The following is a 21,234-nucleotide window of genomic DNA, read 5'->3' as shown; positions in this document are numbered from 1 at the left end:
GTTTTATTCAGCCGTTTGAGGCTTAATAGCGACTCTATATAATACCCAACCCATTAATGCAAAGAAGGCAGTACCTAATATGAAGTAGGTCCCTTCTCCTATAGAATGACTGAGTGCATTTTCCAGGTTAACGGCATTGAGCCAGCCCGGCAGATCGATCTTTAATCCGAAAATGGAGAAGGCATCCACCCCGGCCATGATCGCGATGACCACACCAGCTACGGCGCCTCCTGCTACCAGACCGGTAGCGAACAGGTTTCCTTTACCTAATTCTTCCTCTTCAGCAGAGATGTTTGCATTCCCTTTTTTGCGTGCCTTATCTGCAATACCGCGAATAGCGCCACCGATAAAGATAGGTAGGGTAGTAGACAAAGGCAGGTAAGCACCTACTGCAAAAGACAATGATTTGATACCGCACAGCTCCATGGTGATAGCGATGAATACACCTACCAGTACATATTGCCAGTCGAGGTTATAAGACAGGATCCCTTTTGCCAGTGTAGCCATTAGTGTACCCTGAGGAGCAGGGAAATAAGTACTACCGATCGCATGATCAGTAACACCATTGGCAATCATGGCTGCGGTTGGTTTATCGAGGAATTTTACGGTTAATCCTATTACGACAGAAGACACGATAGCGCCGATGAACAGGGATAACTGCTGGTACATAGGGGTAGCACCCACAATATAACCAGACTTTAAATCCTGTGAGGTACCACCTGCATTCGCTGCAGCAATACAGATCATACCACCTACCACCAGTGCCATAGGTTCATACAGTTTACCGCTCCAGCCTACAGAGATGAATACGAGGCAGGTACCCATCAGGGTAGCGATGGTCATACCGGAAATAGGGTTGTTGGAAGATCCGATCAATCCTACAATACGGCTGGACACTGTTACGAAGAACGCACCGAAGATCACTACCAGTAAACCTACCAGCAGTTTTTTACCGATGGAATCACCTGGTAACTGAGGCAGGAATGCCATCAGCAGGACCAGTGCGATACTACCGAACAATACTATTTTTATGTTGAGGTCCTTTTCAGTACGGGGAACAACTACTTTAACAGTACCTGCTGCGGTTTCTTCTTTTTTCAGGGAGCCAAGGCTACCCTTAAAGGATGAAACAATAGTAGGGATGGTTTTTATCAGGGTGATAAATCCACCTGCCGCCACAGCACCAGCACCTATTTGCCTTACGTAGGCAAAGTAAACAGCGGAAGAGAAATCGGCAAAAGTATGTGTGAGCGGGTTCCAGTTGCCTTTACCGCCTGGTGTGGCCAGACTGGCCAGGTAACCGAGTTTTACCAGCTGGTTAGCCATCGCGTCCGGTGGCACCAGTGTAGCCAGTAAAGGAATGAGTACCAGCCATGACATTACACCACCAGCTACCAGTACACCCGCGATGCGGGGTCCGATGATATATCCGACACCCATATATTCAGGGGTGATCTCACCACTTACTTTGGCAGAAGGAAAGAAGCGGTTGGTTTGTTTGGTCATATATACCGGCACCTCTGAGATTACGTGCAGTACCTTTTGCAGGATGGCGTATACAAAGGCAAACCCCAGTCCGTAGAAAGCTGTTTTCGCAAAGTCACCGCCTTTCTCACCAGCTATCAGTACATCCCCGCAGGCTGTACCTTCCGGGTAAGGCAGGGTTTCATGTTCTTTTACGATCAGCGCCTTACGCAGCGGGATCATCATGAGCGTACCCAGGATACCACCAAAAATGGCGAGGATGAGGATAGTGATGTAATTGAAGTATTTATCACCGCCGCCGTCTGTCAGGAACAGGAAACCGGGCAGAGTGAATACCACTCCCGCAGCGATAGACTCACCGGCAGAACCGGTAGTCTGTATAATATTGTTTTCGAGAATCGTTGTTTTGAAGAATTTCCGGCCCAGTGTAATGGCAATTACAGCGATAGGGATGGAAGCGGAAACGGTAAGACCCGCTTTGAGGGCCAGGTATACCGTAGCGGCGCCGAAGATAATGCCGAATACGCAGCCCAGTAAGATGGACTTGAGTGTAAATTCTTTCATTTTCGTCTCCGGCGAAACGAAAGGCTTGAAATTCTCTGCCATAAGTAAGATTGATGGGTAGATTTTGTTGTTGATTAATAGGCAATATAAGCGAAAAAATGCTTTTAGTACGTTAAGCTAAAACGGAGAAAATTGCTTTTCTCCGTTTTCACTATATAGGATAATTATCTTAGTAAGATCCTGTTTTGTCCTTTACCACTTTGGCTATCCACTTGCTGAGTATCAGCATGACTGTACCTGCTATAGCAGCAGAAACCACCAGGATCATAAAGTAGGATTTTTTATCGGTAAAGCTATCCCAGAAGGTAGCCATCATGCCAGCTATTTTTCCTGCAATGGCGTTCACCAGGTACCAGCCACCCATCATGAGGGCAGTTACACGTGGAGGGGATAGTTTGGATACCATGGATAAGCCGATAGGGCTTACCATGATCTCACCTACAGTAAATACGGCATAGGTGCCGAACAGCCATGCCATTGAAGTTTTATCGATATACACATTTGTACTCGCCGCAGCAAATACCATCAGCAGGGCAGATAAGCCTGCGAAGAAGATCCCGAAGGCAATCTTTACAGGTGTAGTTGGTTCTTTACCTCTTTTGGCCATCCATGCAAACAGGCCTATCATGAGTAATGATAAGGCTACGATGAAGAATGGATTGATTGACTGGAATATTTCTGTGGAGATCAGGTTCATTTTACCACTGGGAGGCCATTGTTCTTTAGGCAGGTTCTGGAAGTAAAGGTCTGGTCCCTGTGTGGTCATTGTCTTTCCGCTGGCATCTGCCACGGCTTTGAAGTGTTGATCTACCTGAGTAATAGTGTGAGGATCGGTAGTAACGGTTTGCAGCATACCAAGAGGTTTTGCTGCATTTTCTATAGCGGGAGACATATGACGGTCGGTGTACTGGTTTGCCCAGATGGTGAGTCCGGTACTGTTCTGGTTGTAGATCACCCAGAAGATGATGGCCACTACGAAGAAGGCCAGCAGAGCGCCGAGACCACGTTTATCTTCATGGGTAGCGGCTGTTTTATATAGGCTGATGTAGAAGATGATGATGGGAACGCAGGCAAACATGAAGGCATCGATAGAGCGGGTACCGAAGATGGAATGTCCCAGCAGTCTGGGTTCTGCCATGAAGTATCCGAGGGCGGCTGCCAGTGCCGCAGGCAAAAGCACGAGGCCGAGAATTCTGCTGGTAGGCATATCTTCTTTCTGGATCGGCTTTCTGATGTCTCCTTCAGCAATTACTTTCAGACGGGAGGAGAAGATGATCAGGCCGACCACCATACCAATGCCTGCAGCTACAAATGCATGACCCCATCCGTAGTGATTGCGGAGGTAGGCTGCCACAAAGTTACAGATGAAGGCCCCTATGTTAACGCCCATGTAGAAGATGTTGTAAGCCACATCTTTTTTAGGACGAAGGTCTTCTCTGTTGTATATGTTACCCAGGATGGTACCGATATTGGGTTTAAAGAAACCGTTCCCTATAATGATAAGGCCAAGTGAAATATACATGGCAGTATCACCGGGGAATGCCAGGCCGAAATAGCCGGCAGCCAGTAAGGCGCCGCCGAAGATGACAGCCCGTCGGTAACCGAGGTAGCGGTCGGCCATGAGTCCGCCTATGAAAGGAGAGAGGTATACGAGTGCGATATAAGAGCCTACGAGATCACCCGCGTGAGCTGTATCAAAGCCTTTGCCCCCATTGGCAGTAGGGTCTATCAGGTACAGGAAAAAGATACCGATCATCAGATAGTATCCGAAGCGTTCCCACATTTCGGTGAAGAACAGCACGTACAAACCCGGATGGTGTCCCGCCTTGGGGGGAGTGTTGTTTGGTGTAATTACAGGCTGTTGAGCAGCTGTTAAGCTCATAAAGGTTAGTTTTGATGTTTGATTACAGGTGTTAGTTAGTCCTTACGAATGTGGCAAGATAAATAAATTCAGCTTTTTATGAAGTAAAATGGTGTTTTTGGTTATTTTTTGGCCTTTCTTTGCAAAAAAAATGGAAGAGCGGGGAAGATAACGTGTAGAATTTGGCTCTTACAGGGAAATTCATATGAAGATATTACTATTAGGAAGTGGTGGCCGGGAACATGCCCTGGCGTGGAAAATGGTACAAAGCCCGTTGTGTGAGCAATTGTTCATAGCACCTGGTAATGCCGGAACTGCGCAGTATGGACAAAACCTGGACATAGCTGTCAGCGACTTTGGGAAAATTAAAGCCTTTTGTACAGCTAACGCCATTGACATGGTAATACCGGGGTCTGAAGAACCACTTGTAAAGGGTATTTACGATTACTTTCAGCAGGATGCTGCTTTACGGCATATTCCTGTGATGGGCCCATCAGCATTGGGTGCACAGCTGGAAGGAAGTAAGGCTTTTGCCAAGCAGTTCATGTTGCGTCATAACATCCCTACTGCCGCTTATAAGGAATTCAGCGAGGAAAACTACGAAGAAGGTGTAACTTACCTGCGCCAACACGCTTTGCCTATTGTTTTGAAGGCAGACGGGCTTGCGGCAGGAAAGGGAGTAGTGATACTGGATAACCATGAGGATGCGGTGGATGAGTTTACGCAGATGATCAAGGACGCCAAATTCGGAGATGCCAGCAAAAAGGTAGTGATAGAGCAGTTTCTGGCGGGGATAGAGTGTTCAGTATTTGTATTGACAGACGGGCATAGTTATCAGTTGTTGCCTACAGCCAAGGACTACAAGAGGATTGGCGAAGGGGATACGGGTCTGAATACAGGTGGCATGGGTGCTGTTTCTCCGGTACCATTTGCAGACAAGGCTTACATGGACATGGTGGATGAGCGTATTATCCGCCCAACGGTGGCCGGTTTGGAAAAGGAAGGAATTGCCTATAACGGGTTTATCTTCTTTGGATTGATTAAAGTGAATGGAGAACCTTTTGTGATAGAGTACAATTGTCGCATGGGAGATCCTGAAACAGAAGTGGTGATGCCACGTTTGCAAAACGATCTGTTAGAGCTGTTTACAGCGGTAGCAGATGGTAAGCTGGGTGAGCAGACCATTTACGAAGATGAGCGCGTAGCCACTACGGTAATGCTGGTAGCTGCAGGATATCCGGAAGCATATGAGAAGGGAAAAGTCATCACCAACATACCTGCACCGGCGCACGACCAGATCGTGTTTCAGGCCGGAACAAGGGCTGAGGGTGGCGAAATACTCACGAATGGCGGACGGGTACTCACGATCACTTCCCTGGCATCCGACCTGGGGATTGCCCTGACACACAGTAAATTAACGGCGGAAAAGATTGGATTTGAGGGTAAATATTACAGGAGAGATATAGGGTTCGAGTTCGTGTAAAGCTTTGATTAAGAGCGTAACACAATTTTAAGAAGTTATTTTCGTTTAAGCGTTTTCGAGAGTCATTCTGTGCCGGCTGCTACATTGTCATTAAAACTGTTACAACTTACTAACCGGCTCAACAGATACAATAATTAAGATTTTTTAATATTTAGTTGTATAATTGATAAAACTAACAATTTTATCATCGTATATTCGTTGGAATAATTCATTTTTGCACTCATAATATATTTGACCATATTTAAGCAATGGGGTTCTTTAATTTTTTAACACAGGAAATAGCGATTGACTTAGGTACAGCTAACACGCTGATTATACATAATGATCAGGTGGTAGTTGACGAACCTTCTATTGTAGCTATAGAGCGGGCAAGTGGTAAAATTGTGGCGGTTGGTAAGAAGGCCATGATGATGCACGAGAAGACACATGAATACCTGCGCACTATCCGCCCATTGAAAGATGGAGTGATAGCTGATTTCAACGCAGCGGAAGGCATGCTTCGTGAGATGATCAAACTGGTATACCCCAAAAAGCCCCTTTTCTCCCCCAGCTGGCGCATGGTTATATGCATACCCTCCAGTATTACTGAAGTAGAAAAACGCGCCGTACGCGACTCTGCCGAACAGGCAGGCGCTAAGGAAGTGTTCCTTATACATGAACCAATGGCTGCTGCCCTTGGTATTGGCATTGATGTGGAAGAACCCGTGGGAAATATGATTATCGACATCGGAGGTGGTACCACTGGTATCTCCGTAATAGCCCTTGCCGGTATCGTATGTGATCAGAGTATCCGCATTGCAGGTGACGAGTTCACCGCTGATATCATGGAAGCATTACGCCGTTATCACAGTTTGCTGATTGGCGAAAGAACAGCAGAACAGATCAAAATACAGATCGGTTCCGCTTTAAAAGAACTGGATAATCCACCAGATGATGTACCTGTAAATGGTCGTGACCTGGTAACCGGTATTCCTAAGCAGATCATGGTATCTTACCAGGAAGTTGCTGAGGCACTGGATAAATCCATCTTTAAAATAGAAGAAGCAATTCTGAAAGCACTGGAAACTACGCCTCCGGAACTGGCTGCAGATATCTACCGCAGAGGATTGTACCTCACCGGTGGTGGTGCCCTGTTGCGTGGCCTGGATAAACGACTCACCCAGAAAATCAAATTACCTGTGCATGTAGCGGACGATCCGTTACGCGCAGTAGTAAGAGGTACTGGTATCGCACTGAAACACGTTGGTAAGTATCCATTCCTAATGCAATAATATCAGGAAACATGCAAGGGAGATTCAAACATTTGCCTTGCATGCTTCTATTTGAAAATATATCCTGTGCGTAATCTCATCATTTTCTTAAGGCGCTATTTTAATTTTTTTCTGTTTCTGCTGCTGGAAGTGATTTGTATTGTGCTGGTATTCCGGAACAACGACTTTCAGAAAACAGCCTACCTCAATTCCGCCAATAACGTCAGCGCCAGGTTATACAACCGTTACAACAATGTGCAGTACTACTTCCATCTCAAGGCTACCAATGACAGCCTTGTAAATGAAAATGCCAGACTGCATAATATTCTGCGTACCAGCTACGACAGCGTTACCCTGGACAACCTGGTTAAAACAGATACCATCCGCACTTACAGCACAGATACCACCCGCAAAGTAGTTGGCATTGAATTACGCCGTTACCTGTATCATGCTGCTAAAGTGGTGAACAACACCGTTAACGCTCCTATCAACTATATTACTATCCACCGCGGCAGCGCAAATGGTCTGAAGCCTAATATGGGCGTTATCGGACCCAGTGGTATAGTAGGTATTGTGCGTAGTGTAAGTCCCAACTATGCGGTTGTTCTCTCCCTGCTCTCTAAAGGCCGCAACTTCGGTTTCAGCGCCCGCCTGAGTCATAGCAAGGAAATGGGGACCGTTCGCTGGTATGGTGGAGATGCAGGCTACGCCCTGATGGAAGATGTTCCGAAAAGTGTAAGACTGATAAAAGGAGATACCGTAGTAACCAGTGGTTACTCCGCATTGTTCCCGGAAAATATTCCTATCGGGTATGTTGAATCTTACTCTCTTACTGATAAAGGAAGTACGGCTTATACCATCAGAATAAAACTGGCTACCAACTTTTATAACCTCCAGTACGTATATGTTGTAGACAACATGCTGAAGGACGAGCAAAAATCATTGGAGGATTCAACCTACAGGCTGATCAAATGAGTATACTGTTAAGAAATATCATTCGCTTTGTGTTGCTGCTGTTGTTGCAGGTGTTCGTACTGAACCAGGTATTGCTGCACCAGCTTGTGAGCCTTAACCTCTACATGCTGTTTGTCCTCCTGTTACCTTTTAATCTGCCCCGCCCCGCTTTAATGCTGCTGGCACTTTTGATGGGTCTTAGTATGGACATGTTCATGAATACCATGGGTGTACATGCTGCTGCCTGTGTGTTCATCGCTTATCTCCGCCCTTTCATCATCAATATATTATCTCCGCAGGGAGGGTTCGAAACGACGCAGAAAACACCATCCATGACGAGTATGGGTGTTTCACAGTTCCTGACATTTGCTGCCATACTGGTATTCCTGCATAACCTGGTATTCTTCTCACTGGAAGTATTCGGGTTTGGTAATTTCTTCTACCTGTTATTAAAGATCTTGTGTTCTACCGCCGCCAGCATATTCCTGATCGTGCTGTATGAACTGTTGTTCTTTTCAAAGAAGTAAGTGAGTAATTTTATTAGTGAGATTGAGGTTATATTAAAAAGCAACAGGCCGTAAGGCCGCATTATTCAATATGTCTGTTTACAATCAGCCCAGGAAAAGAGTGATACAGTTTATCATACTCGGTATGGTAATGTTGATCGTTGTCAGATTGTTCTTTCTGCAGGTCATAGAAAAGAAGTATTCCAAGCTGGCGGATGCCAATGCGGTACTCCGTAAAGTGGTATACCCCAGCAGAGGGATTATCTTCGACAGGAAGAAGCGTAGCATCCTCAGTAATGATGCGATGTACGATCTGGTTGTAACACCTATTGCTGCAAAAAATATTGACACCAGCTACCTGTGTCAGATCTTACAGATAGATAAGGAAGAATTTAAAAGACGTATCGCTACTGCTATCATTAAAAATGGTAGCCGTCGCGTATCTGTATTTGCTTCCCTGCTGCCACCCGATATGTTCGGCCGTTTGCAGGAAAGTATGTATATGTTTCAGCCGGGGTTCGACCTGGTACAACGGCAAATCCGCTCTTATCCTTTCTCCGCCGCCGCAAATATTCTTGGTTATATAGGAGAGGTTTCTCCGCAGATGCTGGTGAAACCGGCTTACAGCGCTTATAACCAGGGGGATTACCTGGGTATGACCGGTCTGGAAAGAGCGTACGAGAGTGTGCTGATGGGACAACGTGGTATCCAATACCTTGTAAAAGATAACCTGAACCGCCCGCAGGGGTCCTATGAAAAAGGGGAATTTGATACGGCCGCTATTGCAGGTAAAAACCTTCATTTATCACTGGACATAGACCTGCAGGTATTAGGCGAACACCTGATGCGGAATAAGATTGGTAGTATTGTAGCTATTGATCCGCAAACAGGCGGACTGCTGGCCATGGTGAGCGCGCCTACTTATGACCCCAACCTGCTGACCGGCTCTTACAGAGCCCGTAACTTCAGCAGGTTGTTTGTTGATACGACTAAACCGTTATTCAATCGTGCCATACAGGCGGGTTATCCGCCGGGATCTTCCATGAAACCACTAACAGCGCTGATAGCGCTGGATGAAGGAGTGATTACGCCGAGCTTTGGTTTCCCCTGTCATGGAGCATATGTGAACTGTGGCCGTCCGATTGCCTGTACGCACACTACTCCGGGGCATGCCGCCAATCTCCGCCTGGCGATTGCCAACTCCTGTAATGCTTACTTCGTACACCTTTACCGGCTGGAAGTAGATGCTCCTAAATGGGGAGGTGTAAAGAAAGGGCATCAGAAATGGCATGACTATATTTCTTCTTTTGGTTTAGGTCACAGACTGGGAGTGGATATTCCTGGTGAATCAGGTGGTAAAGCGATTGATACCGCCGGGATGAACAAACTTTATAACGGACAGTGGAATTCCTGTTCAGAACTGTACGTAGGGATGGGACAGGGACAGGTAGTAGCTACACCGCTACAGATGGCCAATGCCATGTGTATCATTGCCAACCGTGGTTCTTATTTCCTGCCGCACTTTGTACACAGCATAGATGGAGACGAATCAGATCCTATACTGAAGAAATATAAAGAGAAACATACGGTAGCCCATGTGGCGGATACTTCCTACAGATCTGTAATATACGGTATGCAGGACGTGGTGGAATCCGGTACAGGCAGGGTAGCACAGATTGAAGGGGTGATCGTGTGTGGTAAAACAGGTACGGCAGAGAACAATGCCGTAGTAGATGGTAAACTGGTAAAACTGAAGAACCACTCTGTTTTCGTGGCCTTTGCCCCAAGAGATAATCCTAAGATCGCTATTGCGGTGATTGTGGAGAATGCTGGTTTTGGTGCTACGTATGCAGCGCCTATCGCCAGTCTTATCATGGAAAAATACCTGCACGATACGATCTCTGTGAAGCGTAAACCAATGATGAAGACATTGCTGGAATACAATACACTCGATCCTATAGTACGGGAAAAATCAAAGCTCGATTCACTGAACGGTGCTACGGCTAAAATGACATCAGATCAGATACTTAAACTTTACTTTCGCGACTAATCCATGATAAACCGTCGGCAAATAAAACTCACAGAAGGTATTGACTGGCCAATTATGGGCCTGTACTTCGCACTGGTGTTCGTAGGCCTGTTATCGATCTTTGCTGCTGAATACAGGGAAGGTGATAACATCTGGAATGATATCATCCACCTGAATAAGAACTATGCCAGGCAGCTGATGTGGTTAGGGATTTCCGGTGTGCTGGCTACCATCATCTGGCTGACAGACAGTAAATTCTTTACGGCTACGGCTAACCTGCTGTATGCGGGTGGTATCCTGTTGTTGTTACTGGTTCTCGGGATAGGAAAGGATGTAAAGGGTTCTCATTCGTGGCTGGTGATAGGTGGTTTCCAGTTCCAACCGGCAGAGCTGACGAAGCTTTGTACCAATCTGGCGCTGGCCAAGTATCTGTCGTCGCTGGAGACTGATTTTACCAAGCTGCGGCCGCGGTTGATCGCTGCTGCCCTGGCGCTTGTTCCCTGCGGGATTATCATCTTACAGGATGAAACAGGGCTGGCACTGGTATACTTCTCTTTCTTCCTGGTGATGTACCGCGAAGGGTTGCCGGGTCTTTTACTGATTATTGCTTTTTCCGGGATTGTACTGGTACTATCGGCATTGCTGGTAGACAAGAATATCCTCTTCATTATATTTTCTGTTCTCACAGTGCTGGTTATTTACTTCAGCCGGAGGGAGATCAAACGTCATCGTTCAAGACTGGCGGTGATACTGGGTATCTGGGCTTTCTGTTCGGTATTCGTGATGTTTATTGTGCCTATGGCATTTACCAAAGTGCTGAAAGATTACCAGGTGAGGCGTATTGAGGTAATGCTGGGGAAAGAGAATGATCCTAAAGCGACTTATAATACCCGTCAGAGTATGATTGCCATCGGCTCCGGTGGTATATTCGGGAAAGGTTATCTGAAAGGAACACAGACCCGTTATGATTTTGTACCTGAACAAAGTACGGACTTCATCTTCTGTACAGTTGGAGAAGACTTTGGGTTCCTGGGGACGTTGATATTTGTGGGTTTGTATGTTGGGTTGCTGCTGCGGATCATCTTTGTGGCGGAACGACAGCGATCGACTTTTAGTCGCGTATATGCTTATGGGGTAGCCAGTATTATCTTCTTCCACATGGCTATTAATATTTCCATGACCATTGGTCTGGCGCCTGTAATCGGGATTCCGCTGCCGTTGGTCAGCTATGGAGGATCTTCTCTGATGACCTTTACGATGCTTATTTTTATAATGCTCAGACTGGATGCCGACAGGCAAATGGTTTTAAGATAGTTGGCTATCTTTGTGGTATGGCACGTATTATTCCGTTATCAGAAGGGAGTTTCACAGTAGACGCAACCAAGCAGTTTGTTCCATACAACCCTGCTACAGACACAATGCAGCAACGCCCCGGTGGCTCGCTGCTGGTAGAGATTCAACCATTTTTGGTTATCACGGCACACGATTATATTCTGTTTGATACCGGACTGGGTTTACGCAACCCTAACGGTGTATTGCAGATTCACCAGCATTTAATAGACAATGGTGTGAACCCTATGGACATCACCAAAGTGCTGATGAGCCATCTGCATAAAGATCACAGCGGAGGGGTATCTGCTGTAGACCCGATCAGTGGTCAGCGTTCTCTCACTTTCCCACAGGCTACTTATTATGTGAACCGTCATGAGATGGAATATGCAATAGCGAATGATGGTAAATCCTATCATGCGGAAGATGTTGCTATTTTACAACAGATGGATAATGTGATCTTTACTGAGGGAGATGGGACTATAGATGATTATATCAGGTATGAAATGACTGGCGGACATTGTCCTTATCACCAGGTATTTTTAATTGATGATGAGGGTGATAAGGTATTTTTTGGAGGAGATGAGGCCCCACAGGTATCTTATATGATCAGGCGTTTTGCTGCCAAGTATGATTTTGATGGTAAGCGTAGCATGGAATTGCGTCAGCAGTTTATGCAGAGGGGGAAAAATGAAGGTTGGACTTTCTTATATTATCACGATACTAAATTGCCTTTCGGAAAATTCTAACCTATGAGCGAGCTTGCACAAGCGTGGCTGAATGCCTGGAATACTCATGACCTGGATGCTATCATGCATCATTACAGTGAGGATGTGGTATTCTATTCTCCTTTTATACAGAAGCTGAACAATGACCCTAACGGATGTATCCGGGGAGTAGCTGATTTAAAGGCTTATTTTCAGAAGGCGCTGACAGCGTATCCTGATTTACAGTTTGAGCCTTATCATGTACTGGAAGGAGTGAACTCTGTGGTACTTTATTATAAAAGTGTTGGTAACCGGTTAGCGGCTGAAATGATGTTACTGAATGAAGAAGGAAAGGTGAAAGAGGTCAGGGCACATTATAAGAGTTTATAGAGAAAAGCAGCCGGATTTTGAGGATTGATATCTCTTTACAATAAAAGTTTTATTGCCTGAACCTTCTGGCTCCCGGTCCACCCATATTTCTGCTCTGACGTTCTTTCAGGGAACGTACTAATACATTGCGGAACTCTCTTTCAGTTCTGAATACATTGCCGGCTTTAGTAGAGGGCAATACTTTCTGAAACTCTTTATTATAGCGGTTTTTGATATCGAGCATACGTTGTTCGTAGCCCAGTTCATTGTTATCGTTTGTGGGGTGATCAGCAGCCTTTGCGCTGGTAGTGGTGTTGTGGCGTTCTGCTATCAGCAGTTCCACTTCTTTGGTGTACTGGTTGTATAATGGCCAGAATTTCTGTGCTTCATCAGGAGTAAGATCCAGCTTCTGAGACAGGTAGGCTACCTGGGCGGCGCGAATCCGGTCTCTTAGTTCTGCATCGCTGCCTTGCTGGGCATAACCAGGGGTGCTGGTCATACCTATCATGGCGAATATGAAGAGTAAGCTTATTGTGTAAATTTTTTTCATTTCAATTGTCAATTGGACTTTCTTTTAAAAAGAACCTGTGTTGTCCAGGTAACGTTGGATAGCTTCTGAGGACAGCTCGCTGGTTTCTGGCAGCGCTACTGTTCCTGGTGTTGTAATATTAACGGATGCAAGGCTTAACAATTCTTCTTTGTCAAAGGCATCCATATGTGTTTGCAGGTATTCTACTATTTCCTGATCGCTTACATCTGCCAGGGCGTTCTCTTCTACAGGGGTGACAATCTTTTGTCTGCTCTGCATAAAGAATAATGTACCTGTACTGATGACGGCAATGAGACAGGCAGCTGACGCCCATTTCAGATATGTTCTGCGGGGGCGCATCGGCACTACTTTCGCAGGTGCCTGTATATCGGCTAAGATGTTGGCAGTCAGCTGGTCAAAATAACCTTCAGGTGCTGATAGCGGAAACTCTTTAGGTATTCCGGACAGCAGGGGAGAAATGGATTCCAGTTCATCCTGTACCTGTACTTTATTAAGGATTTGTGCTGATAACTGTTCAAAATAGCCTTCGGGGGCTGATAATGGGAACGTTTTAGGGAGCTCTGCCAGCAGGGGAGAGATCTCTTCCAGTTCTATTTTCTGCATAATCTGCCCTGATAAGCGTTCAAAATAGCCTTCAGGAGCTGATAATGGGAATGTTTTAGGAATCTCTGACAGCAGGGGAGATATCTCTTCCAGTTCTATCTTTTGCATGATCTTAGCCGGCAACTGCTCAAAGTATCCGGCGGGCACCTCACCAAAGGTGGGTGTCAGTCCGGGCCATGCAGCCCCAGGAATAATTTCCTGCAGTTCGTTCGCAATATCGTTGTCTCTGGATATCATCTTACTATTTTAGACGCTGAAAGCAGGTAATAGTTTAAATTGGTCAGCTTTTCGTCTTCAAAAATTTAGTTTTCATCCTATAAAAGCGCTAAGATGTCGCATTTTTAGCCATTTTTGATAAATTCCTCTATCTTTTTTACGGCATGATGATAAGATGCTTTAAGTGCGCCCTCTGAGGTTGATAATACACGGCTCATTTCTTCATAGGGCATCTCGTCATAATACCTCAGGTTGAATACGATCCTTTGCTTTTCGGGCAGTCCTAAGATGGCCCGCTGTAATTTCCACTCTAATTTATTTGCATCAAACTGACTATCTGCCTTTAAGGTGTTGCTCAGACCTGTTTCCACATCTGAAAGCGACACGGATGTGTTCTTTTTCTGTTTTTCCAGGAAGGTGAGGCTCTCATTGGTAGCTATTTTATACATCCATGTGTAGAGCTGTGCATCCTCCCGGAACCCTTCCAGGTTCTTCCATACTTTTACGAACACGTTCTGGAGTACATCATTGGCATCATCATGATCTAATACCAGGCGGCGTACATGCCAGTATAATCTCTCCTGGTACTTCTGGATGATATATGTAAATCCTCTCTCCCTGGTTTCAGGTTCACGGTATAATGCCAATAATGTTTTGTCATCCTGAATAATGCTCATATTAAGGTTAAATGGTTTAAATAAAAAAACCATCTATTAGGATGGCTTTTTTATAATAAAGTTTAATGTAAGTCTGCATTATTTTGCTTTCTTCCTCGCGATTGCTTTCTCTGCTGCTTTTACAATATGATCTGCATCCAGGCCATATTTCTTTAACAGTTCGAATGGATTACCGCTTTCTCCGAAAGTATCGTTGGTACCGATGTATTCGATAGGAATAGGATTGTTACGCGCTGCAACCTGTGCAATGCTGTCTCCCAGACCACCCAGTACGTTATGTTCTTCAGCAGTTACGGCACAACCGGTTTTGTTGATAGATTTCAGTACTGCTGCTTCATCCAGTGGTTTGATGGTGTGGATGTTGATGATTTCAACACTATAACCTCTTTCTTCCAGTATTTTACCGGCTTCAACGGCTATCCAAACCAGGTGACCGCAGGCGAAGAGGGTGATGTCAGTTCCTTCGTGCAGGATCTGCGCTTTACCTACTTCGAATTTCTGGTCTACTGCTGTAAAATTAGGCCATTTTGGACGACCGAAACGCAGGTAAACTGGTCCTTCGTAGTCTGCAATTGCCATAGTAGCAGCTTTGGTCTGGTTGAAATCGCATGGAACGATCACCGTCATACCTGGCAGCATTTTCATCATACCAATATCTTCGAGGATCTGGTGGGTAGCACCATCTTCTCCCAGTGTTAAACCGGCATGGGAAGCACAGATCTTCACATTTTTACCGGAATAGGCCACTGACTGGCGTATCTGATCGTATACACGACCGGTAGAAAAGTTTGCAAACGTAGTTGTGTATGGAATTTTACCGCCAATGGTTAAACCGGCAGCGATGCCAATCATATTAGCTTCTCCGATACCGCACTGTACAAAGCGATCGGGAAATTCCTTGATAAAGGCGTTCAGCTTCATAGAGCCCAGCAGGTCAGCCGTTAATGCCACTACGTTTGGATTCTTACGTCCTATCTCCAGGATGCCTTCTCCGAATCCTGCGCGGGTTTCCTTCTCATTTAAAGGTTGAATATCTTTTACCATAGCCTTTTAATATTGAATCGTAAAAGTAATAATTAATGTGACAAAAGTTAATTGTTTAATACTCTATCACGCAATGCCACTTCCCATTGCCAGGCTGTGCGCATCATATCTTCTATGCCTGTTTTAGGTTCCCAGCCCAATAATTTCTTAGCGCGGGAGTTATTGGCATAGATAGCGATGACATCTCCCGGACGGCGGGGACCCAGGTCGTAGTTCAGTTTTACACCGGAAATCTTTTCAAAAGCCTTGATGCTTTCCAGCACGGTTACACCGTTACCGGTACCCAGGTTAAAGACTTCACAGTTGTCTGTGTTACGCTGGTCGATGAGGTATTGCATGGCTTTGGTATGTGCATTGGCTATATCCATTACATAGATATAATCGCGGATGCAGGAACCATCGCGGGTATCATAATCGTGTCCGTACACAGTGAGTTTAGGAATTTTTCCTATAGCGGTCTGCGTGATTACAGGGACCAGGTTATCCGGGCGACCCAGGGGCAGTTCGCCGATCAGTGCGGAAGGGTGTGCGCCAACCGGATTGAAATAACGGAGTAAGATGGACTGCGTATCGTTTACGCGGCTGTAGTCTTCAATGATCTGCTCGCCCATTTGTTTGGTACGTGCGTAGGGCGACTGTGCTTCTCCTAACGGAGTTTCTTCTACTACCGGCAGTTCTGTGGTATTGCCATATACTGAGCAGGAAGAAGAGAATACCATGTTAGGAATATTGAACTCCTTCACGCATTTTAAAACATTTACCAGGGAAGTGAGATTATTCTGGAAATAGAATAAGGGATCTGCTACTGATTCCGGTACAGTTTTCAGTGCTGCAAAGTGGATTACGCCAACGATATCACGGTTTTCGTGAAATACAGCATGTGTATCTTCCAGGTTGCACAGATCTACCTTGTAATTGCGGATCTTTTTGCCGGTTATCTTTTCAACTCCTTCCAGTAATAATGTGCTGCTACGGATATTACTGTCAACAGACACTACATCAAAACCGTTATTGATGAGGTCAACAATCGTATGGGAGCCGATAAAACCACAACCGCCTGTAACGAGAACCTTCATATGTTTTATATTTTTGAAAAGTTTTAGGATTACAAATTACGGATAACCAATGTCTTTTACTGCTTTTGATCAAGTATTGTTTCCAGATACTGACCGTAACCGCTTTTCAGCAATGGTTTAGCCAGTTCTTTCAATTGATCGCGGGTGATGAAGCCCTGACGGTACGCGATTTCTTCTATACAGGCAATCTTGATTCCCTGTCTTTGTTCTATTACTTGTACAAACTGTGAAGCCTGCATGAGGGAATCGAAGGTACCGGTATCCAGCCATGCAGTACCACGTGGAAGGATAGATACTTTCAGTTTACCGCGTTTCAGGTATTCCCTGTTCACGTCAGTGATTTCGTATTCACCGCGTGGGCTGGGCTGTAAATCAGCGGCTATTTTAATGACTTCGTTATCGTAGAAATAAAGTCCGGGAACAGCGTAACTGCTTTTAGGCTGTGTTGGTTTCTCTTCTATGGAAACCGCCTGCATTTGCGTGTCAAATTCAACTACACCATAACGTTCAGGGTCAGACACCTGGTAAGCATATACGATACCACCATCGGGATGAATGTTGTTGGCGAGCTGGGTACCCAGTCCTGCACCATAGAAGATATTATCACCTAATACAAGTGCCACGCTGTCATCCCCGATAAAATCACGTCCTATCACGAATGCCTGTGCCAGTCCGTTAGGAACTGCCTGTTCTGCATATACGAGGTTAAGGCCATATTGTTTACCATCTCCAAACAGCCTTTTAAAAGCCGGAAGGTCGTGGGGGGTAGAAATAATCAGGATGTCTTTTATGCCTGCCAGCATTAACGTGGACAAAGGATAATAGATCATCGGCTTATCATACACCGGCATTATCTGCTTGCTGATAGCATATGTAATCGGGTGCAAGCGTGTTCCGGAACCGCCGGCCAGTATAATACCTTTCATGGTCGATAATTGATATGATTGAAAAAATTAAGGGTTTTCCAAAAAACCGTACAAAAATAGGTGCCTGCCGGTTAAAAAAGGAAAAAAATATCAGAAGATAGGAAAAAGTATATAAGATCTTCTATAAAAGACTGAGTCCGTTAGGTATAACCTAACGGACTCAGTCTTTTATTTTAATTTTTTAGTGATGGGGTTTCTGCAGGGCTCTGCCCTGCACCCGGTTTAAAAGAATAAGTTGGAAATAAAGTATACCAGGGCTGCTACCAGTGCACTGATAGGGATAGTCAGTATCCATGCCCATAGCAGGCTTACCGTTACACCCCAACGTACAGCTGAGAGACGTTTGGTGGCACCCACACCGATAATAGAACCGGTGATGGTATGTGTGGTACTTACCGGAATACCCAGGGATTCTGTGAGGTAGAGGGTGATAGCACCGGCAGTTTCTGCCGCTACACCTTCCAGTGGCGTTACCTTGGTAATACGGGAACCCATTGTTTTAACGATTTTCCAGCCACCGCTCATGGTACCCAAACCGATTGCTGCGAAGCAGGAGAAGGGTACCCAGTTGGGCACATCGGCAATATTGTTGATACTACCATGTGCTACCAGCGCTGCTGCAATGATCCCCATTACTTTCTGCGCATCGTTACCACCGTGAGCAAGACTGAGTGCGCCGGATGAAACCAGCTGCAGGCGTTTGAACCAGTTCTCTGCACGGTAGGGATTGGCCTTGCGGCAGATATTGAGAATGAGTATCGTTATGAGAAAGGCGACGGCCATCCCTATGAAAGGGGCCAGTACGATAAAGTACAGGATAGGCAATACTTTAGCATAGTTGATTACATCAAAGGAACCGTGTGCCGCAGCTACTGCAGACCCGATGAAACCACCAATCAGTGTATGTGAAGAGCTGGAAGGGATACCATACCACCAGGTAAGGAGGTTCCATAAAATGGCAGCTATCAGACCACAGAGGATAACCCTGAGTGTGATAAACTGTTCAAAGATGGATTTGGCAATGGTATTACCTACTTTGAACTCACCATATACGTATTTGGAAATAAAGAATGCTGCAAAGTTGAACACGGCTGCCCACAGTACCGCCTGGAAAGGGGTCAGTACTTTGGTGGATACTATCGTCGCTATTGAGTTAGCCGCATCATGGAACCCGTTAATATAGTCAAAGATAAATGCCAGTATGATAATGATAACTAGTAAGGTCATTAGAAAGATGTTTGCGTTGAAAACAGGCTGGCCATATAATTACACAATCTACTGATTATGCGTACTTTATGATAATTGACTCTATCACGTTAGCACAATCTTCACATTTGTCTGTAGCTATTTCCAGCGCCTGGTATATTTCGCGCATTTTAAGCAGCTCTCCTGCATTATTGGCTTCTTTCTCAAACAAATCGGCGATTGCCATGTCATAGATGTCATCAGCATGGTTTTCCAGGCTATTGATCCTTACACAGGCATCTGTAATGATACGCATGTTGGACATGGTACGCAGTTCAGGGATCGCTTTGTGTAGTTCGAGTGTACCCTGGTGGATGAGATCTGCCAGTTTACGTACACTGTCATTAATATCCACAACTCTGTAAAGATCCAGTCTTTTTGCAGAACCATGGATATAGTCAGCTACGTCATCGAGGGTAGCTGCGAGGTGGTGAATATCTTCACGGTCAAAGGGAGTAATGAAGTTCTGCCCTAATTCCACAAATATGCGGTGTGTAAAGTCATCATTCTTATGCTCCAGCCTTTCTATCAGGTGGGTTTTATCCTTGCGTACAGCAGGATCTGTGGACCCTACCAGCTCTATCAGCACTTTTCCCATCTCTACGAGGTTAGCGGCTACATCTTCGAATAATGAATAAAAAACCCGGTCTTTAGGCACAAAAAGTTTGACAAAAGAATTGAAGCCTCCCATACGGTGTAGTTTGAATTTGGCGCAAAAATAGCTTTCCAGGGGCAATACCTCCAAGAAAAAATTATAATTAATGATTCCTTAACACTGTATTAATATAAAAGTAATATAGCATTTTTTCCTTTGCAAAGTAGAATTGACTGCCCATAAAGGATTTATAGCCTACAACAATGTAACGTCAACTGCGAACTTTTTTCATAAAATAAATAACAAAGGACTGGTATATCCGGTTCAATCAAGCTAAAATGTCCGAAAAACGCCCATTAGACATAGTCGTAATCTCCGATGTACATCTCGGAATTTATGGCTGTCACGCAAAGGAATTGATCCAATACCTGGATAGTATTGACCCTAAAGTGCTGATCCTGAATGGAGATATCATCGATATCTGGCAGTTCAGCAAGCGTTACTTCCCCAAGTCCCATACCAAGGTGATCCGCCGCATCCTGAAAATGACCAGCAAAACAGATGTTTACTACCTGACAGGGAACCATGACGAAGCTTTGCGTAAATACGCCGGTTTCGGACTGGGTAACCTCACGATCGACAATAAACTGATCCTGGAAGTAGATGGCAAAAAACATTGGTTCTTCCATGGAGATGTGTACGACGTTACCATGAAAAATTCCAAATGGCTGGCAAAACTGGGTGGTAAAGGGTACGATCTGCTCATTATTCTCAACCGCCTGGTGAACAATATCCTGGAAAGCATGGGCAAGGAGAAGATGAGTTTCTCCAAAAAAGTAAAGAACGGCGTAAAACAGGCCGTGAAATTTATCTCTGATTTTGAACAGGTAGTGGCAGAAATTGCTGTGGACAAACAATTTGATGTAGTGTGCTGCGGACATATCCACCAGCCTATCATTAAAGAAATGCAGCACGATGGCAAGCCAGTATTGTATTTAAACTCAGGCGACTGGGTAGAGAGTCTTACTTCACTGGAATATACCGCCGGACAATGGAGCTTATACCAGTATCCGGTTAGTAAAAGCCGCGTAGTATTACCTGAAGAGGAAGAAGATGCTAACCAGCCATGGGGAGATATCTCCAAAGTGATTAGTTTCCCGAATCAGTAGTTTACATAACGCATTGATTTAACATATATTTATCAACGGCTTAATATTCCGGTAATAGACATCTGCTATGTTTGTACAGTTGTTACACAGTTAGTTAGACTGGCAATGCTAATATTAAATCTACAATGAAAGTATTGAAATTACATCCTCTGATGACTATCTCCCTATTGCAGATGCAGTTTCAACGATTGCTTTCATGTAATATAGCCGTATATAACGGGCGTAACTCAATTGCCAATGCTTTTGATACGCTACAGGAAGCAGGATTCCCGGAAGACATCCTGATAGAGTTTCCGATTGATGAAACATTAAGTTTAAGGGAGTTTGAAGAAGAACTGGAAGACAAATTCAACTTTACCCTGGAATTGTGTAATAAGGATAATAAGCCGTTTACAAATAAAGGGCTGCATCTTTTTCAATTAATCGCTGCCGTTAGTGATCATTATAAAAATGGTAGTGAGTATAATGCACAATTCGATCTTACACTTGAACGATTATTAAATAACAGACAGGGCCCGCAGCCTTCCTGTTAAATAAATGTACCCTTAACCTATATTGCTGTATATCCTGTGAACCATATCTATCCTCTTCCCTGA

At 44.9% G+C, this 21,234-nt stretch carries 20 protein-coding genes; 10 read left to right on the top strand and 10 right to left on the bottom strand.

The annotated features are described in order from the left end of the window. Window positions 1-3: 3 nt before the first annotated feature. Both BMW86_RS08315 and BMW86_RS08310 read right to left on the bottom strand, forming a co-directional pair. A complete protein-coding gene (locus BMW86_RS08315; protein ID WP_089780785.1) occupies window positions 4-2,091 on the bottom strand; it encodes an OPT family oligopeptide transporter in 2,088 nt (695 codons plus the stop codon). Between the two features lie 127 nt (window positions 2,092-2,218). After that, window positions 2,219-3,931: a peptide MFS transporter gene (locus BMW86_RS08310; RefSeq protein WP_089780783.1), complete on the bottom strand. Its 1,713-nt coding sequence runs from the start codon at window positions 3,929-3,931 to the stop codon at window positions 2,219-2,221. 184 nt (window positions 3,932-4,115) lie between these two features. Between BMW86_RS08310 and purD the strand changes: the two genes are divergently transcribed. From purD to BMW86_RS08270, 8 genes are all read left to right on the top strand, one after another. After that, window positions 4,116-5,393 carry a phosphoribosylamine--glycine ligase gene (purD, locus tag BMW86_RS08305; RefSeq protein WP_089780781.1) on the top strand — a complete coding sequence of 426 codons (1,278 nt, stop codon included), beginning with the start codon at window positions 4,116-4,118 and terminating at the stop codon, window positions 5,391-5,393. A gap of 248 nt (window positions 5,394-5,641) precedes the next feature. Further along, window positions 5,642-6,664 carry a rod shape-determining protein gene (locus BMW86_RS08300; protein WP_089780779.1) on the top strand — a complete coding sequence of 341 codons (1,023 nt, stop codon included), beginning with the start codon at window positions 5,642-5,644 and terminating at the stop codon, window positions 6,662-6,664. Between the two features lie 66 nt (window positions 6,665-6,730). Next, entirely contained in the window at window positions 6,731-7,618 is an 888-nt protein-coding gene (mreC, locus tag BMW86_RS08295) for a rod shape-determining protein MreC (protein ID WP_177189196.1), read from the top strand. Next, on the top strand, window positions 7,615-8,124 hold the full coding sequence (gene mreD / locus BMW86_RS08290) for a rod shape-determining protein MreD (RefSeq protein WP_089780774.1): 510 nt from the start codon (window positions 7,615-7,617) through the stop codon (window positions 8,122-8,124). Before mreC ends, mreD begins: the two co-directional genes overlap by 4 nt. Before the next feature lie 70 nt (window positions 8,125-8,194). Beyond that, a complete protein-coding gene (gene mrdA, locus BMW86_RS08285; RefSeq protein WP_089780772.1) occupies window positions 8,195-10,153 on the top strand; it encodes a penicillin-binding protein 2 in 1,959 nt (652 codons plus the stop codon). A gap of 3 nt (window positions 10,154-10,156) precedes the next feature. Further along, complete coding sequence (gene rodA, locus BMW86_RS08280; RefSeq protein ID WP_089780770.1) at window positions 10,157-11,446, top strand: rod shape-determining protein RodA; 1,290 nt, start codon at window positions 10,157-10,159, stop codon at window positions 11,444-11,446. Between the two features lie 17 nt (window positions 11,447-11,463). Continuing rightward, a complete protein-coding gene (locus tag BMW86_RS08275; protein WP_255372871.1) occupies window positions 11,464-12,210 on the top strand; it encodes an MBL fold metallo-hydrolase in 747 nt (248 codons plus the stop codon). Between the two features lie 3 nt (window positions 12,211-12,213). After that, the gene (locus BMW86_RS08270) at window positions 12,214-12,558 is read left to right on the top strand and encodes a nuclear transport factor 2 family protein (RefSeq protein WP_089780768.1); all 345 of its coding nucleotides are present in this window, start codon (window positions 12,214-12,216) and stop codon (window positions 12,556-12,558) included. A gap of 49 nt (window positions 12,559-12,607) precedes the next feature. Here BMW86_RS08270 and BMW86_RS08265 read toward each other — a convergent pair whose 3' ends face one another. The 8 genes from BMW86_RS08265 to BMW86_RS08230 all read right to left on the bottom strand — a co-directional run bounded on the left by BMW86_RS08265 (window position 12,608) and on the right by BMW86_RS08230 (window position 19,565). Then, window positions 12,608-13,087 carry a hypothetical protein gene (locus tag BMW86_RS08265; protein ID WP_089780766.1) on the bottom strand — a complete coding sequence of 160 codons (480 nt, stop codon included), beginning with the start codon at window positions 13,085-13,087 and terminating at the stop codon, window positions 12,608-12,610. A 24-nt stretch (window positions 13,088-13,111) separates the two neighbouring features. Next, a complete protein-coding gene (locus tag BMW86_RS08260) occupies window positions 13,112-13,927 on the bottom strand; it encodes a hypothetical protein (protein WP_089780764.1) in 816 nt (271 codons plus the stop codon). A gap of 104 nt (window positions 13,928-14,031) precedes the next feature. Further along, window positions 14,032-14,583: an RNA polymerase sigma factor gene (locus tag BMW86_RS08255; RefSeq protein ID WP_089783598.1), complete on the bottom strand. Its 552-nt coding sequence runs from the start codon at window positions 14,581-14,583 to the stop codon at window positions 14,032-14,034. Between the two features lie 78 nt (window positions 14,584-14,661). Then, the gene (locus tag BMW86_RS08250; protein WP_089780762.1) at window positions 14,662-15,627 is read right to left on the bottom strand and encodes a transketolase family protein; all 966 of its coding nucleotides are present in this window, start codon (window positions 15,625-15,627) and stop codon (window positions 14,662-14,664) included. 47 nt (window positions 15,628-15,674) lie between these two features. Beyond that, complete coding sequence (gene galE, locus BMW86_RS08245; protein WP_089780760.1) at window positions 15,675-16,703, bottom strand: UDP-glucose 4-epimerase GalE; 1,029 nt, start codon at window positions 16,701-16,703, stop codon at window positions 15,675-15,677. A 56-nt stretch (window positions 16,704-16,759) separates the two neighbouring features. Further along, window positions 16,760-17,629, bottom strand: coding sequence for a glucose-1-phosphate thymidylyltransferase RfbA (rfbA, locus tag BMW86_RS08240; protein ID WP_089780758.1), 870 nt, complete (start codon window positions 17,627-17,629; stop codon window positions 16,760-16,762). A 222-nt stretch (window positions 17,630-17,851) separates the two neighbouring features. After that, the gene (locus tag BMW86_RS08235; protein WP_089780755.1) at window positions 17,852-18,856 is read right to left on the bottom strand and encodes an inorganic phosphate transporter; all 1,005 of its coding nucleotides are present in this window, start codon (window positions 18,854-18,856) and stop codon (window positions 17,852-17,854) included. 55 nt (window positions 18,857-18,911) lie between these two features. Further along, complete coding sequence (locus BMW86_RS08230) at window positions 18,912-19,565, bottom strand: DUF47 domain-containing protein (protein WP_089780752.1); 654 nt, start codon at window positions 19,563-19,565, stop codon at window positions 18,912-18,914. A gap of 242 nt (window positions 19,566-19,807) precedes the next feature. Between BMW86_RS08230 and BMW86_RS08225 the strand changes: the two genes are divergently transcribed. Both BMW86_RS08225 and BMW86_RS08220 read left to right on the top strand, forming a co-directional pair. Continuing rightward, window positions 19,808-20,638: a UDP-2,3-diacylglucosamine diphosphatase gene (locus BMW86_RS08225; RefSeq protein WP_089780750.1), complete on the top strand. Its 831-nt coding sequence runs from the start codon at window positions 19,808-19,810 to the stop codon at window positions 20,636-20,638. Between the two features lie 125 nt (window positions 20,639-20,763). Continuing rightward, window positions 20,764-21,171 carry a hypothetical protein gene (locus tag BMW86_RS08220; RefSeq protein WP_089780747.1) on the top strand — a complete coding sequence of 136 codons (408 nt, stop codon included), beginning with the start codon at window positions 20,764-20,766 and terminating at the stop codon, window positions 21,169-21,171. Window positions 21,172-21,234: the final 63 nt, after the last annotated feature.

Origin of the sequence: Chitinophaga sp. YR573 (assembly GCF_900110995.1) — a bacterium.
Classification (GTDB): domain Bacteria; phylum Bacteroidota; class Bacteroidia; order Chitinophagales; family Chitinophagaceae; genus Chitinophaga.
The sequence above is the reverse complement of the archived record's forward strand: the minus strand, read 5'-3'. Positions and strand labels throughout refer to the sequence as shown.

Bases quoted from the DNA above. Each gene is read 5' to 3' on its own strand.
- BMW86_RS08315 (WP_089780785.1), bottom strand. From the start codon at position 2,091: ATGGCAGAGAATTTCAAGCCTTTCGTTTCGCCGGAGACGAAAATGAAA.
- BMW86_RS08310 (WP_089780783.1), bottom strand. From the start codon at position 3,931: ATGAGCTTAACAGCTGCTCAACAGCCTGTAATTACACCAAACAACACT.
- purD (WP_089780781.1), top strand. From the start codon at position 4,116: ATGAAGATATTACTATTAGGAAGTGGTGGCCGGGAACATGCCCTGGCG.
- BMW86_RS08300 (WP_089780779.1), top strand. From the start codon at position 5,642: ATGGGGTTCTTTAATTTTTTAACACAGGAAATAGCGATTGACTTAGGT.
- mreD (WP_089780774.1), top strand. From the start codon at position 7,615: ATGAGTATACTGTTAAGAAATATCATTCGCTTTGTGTTGCTGCTGTTG.
- mrdA (WP_089780772.1), top strand. From the start codon at position 8,195: ATGTCTGTTTACAATCAGCCCAGGAAAAGAGTGATACAGTTTATCATA.
- rodA (WP_089780770.1), top strand. From the start codon at position 10,157: ATGATAAACCGTCGGCAAATAAAACTCACAGAAGGTATTGACTGGCCA.
- BMW86_RS08275 (WP_255372871.1), top strand. From the start codon at position 11,464: ATGGCACGTATTATTCCGTTATCAGAAGGGAGTTTCACAGTAGACGCA.
- BMW86_RS08270 (WP_089780768.1), top strand. From the start codon at position 12,214: ATGAGCGAGCTTGCACAAGCGTGGCTGAATGCCTGGAATACTCATGAC.
- BMW86_RS08265 (WP_089780766.1), bottom strand. From the start codon at position 13,087: ATGAAAAAAATTTACACAATAAGCTTACTCTTCATATTCGCCATGATA.
- BMW86_RS08260 (WP_089780764.1), bottom strand. From the start codon at position 13,927: ATGATATCCAGAGACAACGATATTGCGAACGAACTGCAGGAAATTATT.
- BMW86_RS08255 (WP_089783598.1), bottom strand. From the start codon at position 14,583: ATGAGCATTATTCAGGATGACAAAACATTATTGGCATTATACCGTGAA.
- BMW86_RS08250 (WP_089780762.1), bottom strand. From the start codon at position 15,627: ATGGTAAAAGATATTCAACCTTTAAATGAGAAGGAAACCCGCGCAGGA.
- galE (WP_089780760.1), bottom strand. From the start codon at position 16,703: ATGAAGGTTCTCGTTACAGGCGGTTGTGGTTTTATCGGCTCCCATACG.
- rfbA (WP_089780758.1), bottom strand. From the start codon at position 17,629: ATGAAAGGTATTATACTGGCCGGCGGTTCCGGAACACGCTTGCACCCG.
- BMW86_RS08235 (WP_089780755.1), bottom strand. From the start codon at position 18,856: ATGACCTTACTAGTTATCATTATCATACTGGCATTTATCTTTGACTAT.
- BMW86_RS08230 (WP_089780752.1), bottom strand. From the start codon at position 19,565: ATGGGAGGCTTCAATTCTTTTGTCAAACTTTTTGTGCCTAAAGACCGG.
- BMW86_RS08225 (WP_089780750.1), top strand. From the start codon at position 19,808: ATGTCCGAAAAACGCCCATTAGACATAGTCGTAATCTCCGATGTACAT.
- BMW86_RS08220 (WP_089780747.1), top strand. From the start codon at position 20,764: ATGAAAGTATTGAAATTACATCCTCTGATGACTATCTCCCTATTGCAG.